At 57.4% G+C, this 3,802-nt stretch carries 1 protein-coding gene; it reads right to left on the reverse strand.

Annotated features, from left to right (window positions below; all coding sequences use genetic code 11):
* Positions 1-3,802: condensation domain-containing protein (locus QJ48_RS33920; protein WP_157261846.1), on the reverse strand; the 3,802-nt coding region annotated here is incomplete at both ends.

The following is a 3,802-nucleotide window of genomic DNA, read 5'->3' on the forward strand; positions in this document are numbered from 1 at the left end:
GCCGCCCTCGCGCAGCGTGCAAGCCAGTCGGTTCGCTTGCTTGTTCAGCTTCCCGTATGTCAACTGCTTGTCCTCGTACATGACCGCCGTCGCTTCCGGGGTGCGCGCCGCCTGCTCTTCGAACAACCGGTGGAACGTCTTTTCCGGCGGCAGCTCAGGCATCGCCGGGTTGAATCCTTCCATAATCTGCTCTCTCTCCGAGTCGGTAAGCAGCCCCAGTTCGCTCACGCCGATGTTCGGATTGGCCGCAACTTGCTCCATCATTCGGGCGAAGTGACCGAAAATTCGACGGACGCCCACTTCGTTGAACGTCAACGCATTGTAGCTGAACCGAAGGAGAATCCGTTCGTCCGGGATGACGGTCACGTCAAAATCATAGTTCGTTTGCTCCGGCGCCTGGATATTGGAGATGGCCAGCGCTTTTTTGCCCCCGCCGACCAGTTGCTCGATCCGCTGCTCGGCCGGATAATTTTCGAATACCATGATATGGTTGATCAATTCCCGCTTCTGCTCGCTCAGCGCCTGAATCTCATACAGCGGATAAGTATCGTAGGCGCCCGAAGCCAGCGCTTGCTCCTGCGTTCTTCGCATCACATCCGCAAACGATTCCCCTGCCATGCTCTGAATGCGCACCGGAATCGTATTGATGAACAGACCGATCATGCTTTCCACGCCCGAAATGTCTGCCGGACGGCCCGACACGACGCAGCCGAAGACGACATCCTTGCTATTGTTGTACGTTTGCAGCATGAGGCCCCATACCGTTTGAACAAGCGTGCTGACCGTTACCTGGTTTTGTCTGGCCACACGTTCGACCCGCTCGCTCAGCTCCTGGCTGAGCTCAAAATCCATTTCGATCGGAATATAGCCTTCCTGCTTGTGCCGCGATTTCTCTTGGGGCAGCAGCGTCTGTTGCTCGTAGCCGGCCAAATAATTGGTCCAATAACTCGATGCCGCATTCATGTCCTGCTTCTCCAGCCACTCGATAAAATGGGCAAAAGGCGTCACCGGAGCCAGCTCGGGCTGCCTTTGTTCCTGGAACGCAAAGTAGCTGTCGAACACTTCCTTGAGCATGGAGAACATGCACCAGCCATCCGTCAGAATATGATGCTGGCTCCAGATGAAATGATAGGCTTGTTCCCCGGTGCGCAGAATCGACACCCGTATGAGCAAATCTTGCGCAAGATCAAACCCTTTGGCCTTGTCCAAGCCTGAGAAATCGGCGATATATTTCTGGCGATCCGCCTCCGGCAGTCCACTCACATCATCGTAATACACCTCGCAGCTCCGCTTGCGGAATACCACCTGTACCGGCTCGTCCTTCCAGCCGCTTATAAAATTAGTCCGCAGCGCCTCGTGCCGCTGTACCAGCAAGTCCAAGCTTCTGGAGAAAGCACCAACGTCGAAGCTTCCCTGCAAATCGAACGTTATCTGCTCGAAATACGCTCCTGATTCGGAATCCATCAGGTTGTGGAATAGCATCCCTTTCTGCATCGGGGTCAGCGTATACACATTTTCCAGTTCGCCCATCGCGCCGGTACGCTCCGCCAGCTGTTCGAGCTCCTCCACGGTCAGACCTTTCAGCAGGACGTCGCTTGGCGTCAGCTCCGGCCGCTCTTTCCCCAGGCAGTGCGCAATCACTTCCCGCAAACTCGATTGAAGCAGTGCGCCCAGCCGCTCCACCGTTTCCCGGCGGTACTGGGTCGTGCCGTACCGGATGGTCAATTCCAAAGCGCCTTCCGAAATCATGCCGTTCATGTCCAGCGCAAAGTCCATCGTCGCGTTCCTGCTGACGTCCGATCCAGTGAAGCGCGGAGAAGGCTTCATTCCGCTGCTGTCATAGTCCTGGTCGAATTGCCCCAAATAGTTAAAGCTGATTTCCGGCTCCAGGACAAAGCGCTCACCCTCATGCGAAGCAGACAAGTACCTCAGGATACCGTAGCCGATTCCCTTGTTCGGAATGCGGCGCAGCCCTTCTTTGACCTGCTTGATCTGCTGCGAAACGGCATGGTCTTGGCCTGTCTCCAGCACGATCGGAAATTGGCTCGTGAACCACCCCACCGTGCGCGTAATGTCGACATCCTTCACGATGTCTTCCCGCCCGTGGCCTTCCAGATTCACAAGCACCCGGTCCAGCCCGGTCCACTGGCGCACGGCCATGCCCAGCGCGGTAAGCAGCAGATCGTTCATTTCCGTATTGTAGGCACGGTGCGCCTGCTTCAAGAGCTGTTCCGTTTCCGGCGCCGTCCATCTTACGGTCACAACATCGCTGTCTTGAAGCAGCGATTTGCCCTGCTCGTAATCCTTCGGCAACGGAACATACTCGACTTGTTCGACCTGCCGCCAGTACGCCCGTTCGGGCTGCATTGCCGGACTATTGGCATAGAGGGACAATTGCTCGGCCCACGTCCGGAACGAATCCGTTTTATTCGGAAGCCGGATCGCTTGTCCGTTCAGAGTCTGTTCGTAGCCCGTGGCAATGTCCTCGAACAAAATGCGCCAGGACACGCCATCAACGACCAGATGGTGAATGGCGATCAGCAGATGGTCGCCGTCCGCGCAGCGGAACAGCCCCAGCTTCACCAAAGGCCCGTTCTCAAGGTCGATGCTGCCTTGAATTTCGTTCGCCTTCGCTTCAATCACTGCGGCGCAGTCCTCGGTGCCGGTCAAGTCCACGACTTCCAAGCTGTACAGCTCGCCTTCGTCGATCCCCCGGTTCCAGGCCGCGTAGCCGCCGTTTTCGGTTTTGCGGTATACCGTACGCAGCGCGTCGTGATGCTCGACGATCTTATTGATCGTCTGGCGCAGCGCCGCTTCGTCGAATCCCTGCTTGCGGTACTGCATAAAGGATTGGTTACTGTGATGCAGCTCCGCCGGATTTTGCTCGAAGAACCACCGCTGAATCGGCGTGAGCGCCACATCGCCCGTCACTTCTTCCTGGCTCGCGATTTTGCCGGCCGTTTGAAGATGCGGACTGAGCGCCGCTATGGTCGGATGATGAAACAAATCCCGCATCACCATCTTATAGCCGGTCTGAAGCAGTCTCGACGAAACCTGCAGCGCTTTGATCGAGTCGCCTCCGAGCGCAAAGAAGTTATCCAATATCCCAACCCTGTCTACGCCCAGAACGGCTTGCCATACCGAAGCCAGCGCCAGCTCCGCCGCCGTACGGGGCGCCGCATATTTCGCTCCGGCTTGAACGTTTCCTTCCGGTTCGGGCAGCGCTTTGCGGTCCACCTTGCCGTTAGGCGTAAGCGGCAGCTGCTCCAGTCGCACCAGACGCGCCGGAACCATATGCGACGGTAGCGTTTGATCCAAATACGATTGCAGCTCGTCCAGATTGAGCTCTTGCTCCGCAACCGCGTAGCCGCACAAATATTTTTGGCTTCGTTCATCGGTCCAATCCGTCACAACAGCTTGACGAACCCCCGCGAAACGAAGCATCGCCGACTCAATCTCGCCCAGTTCGATCCGGTAGCCGCGAATCTTCACCTGATAGTCGATCCGGCCGATGAAATCCACGTTGCCGTCTTCCATCCAGCGCGCCAAATCGCCCGTGCGGTACAGCCGCTCTCCGGGGACGAATGGGCTTTCCACAAACTTCTCTTCGTTCAGTTCCGGGCGGTTCAAATACCCCCGGGCCACGCCCGGGCCACCGATGCACAGCTCGCCCAATACCCCCACCGGTACCGGATTCAACTTCGCATCCACGATGTAGAAACGGGCGTTCAGCCACGCCTTGCCGATCGGCACGTTCCCCGCTTCCGGCAGCTTGTCCAGGGACTCGTCGTAGAAGCTCGAA

Origin of the sequence: Paenibacillus sp. A3 (genome assembly GCF_001399685.1) — a bacterium.
In the GTDB taxonomy this organism is placed as follows: Bacteria; Bacillota; Bacilli; order Paenibacillales; family NBRC-103111; genus Paenibacillus_G.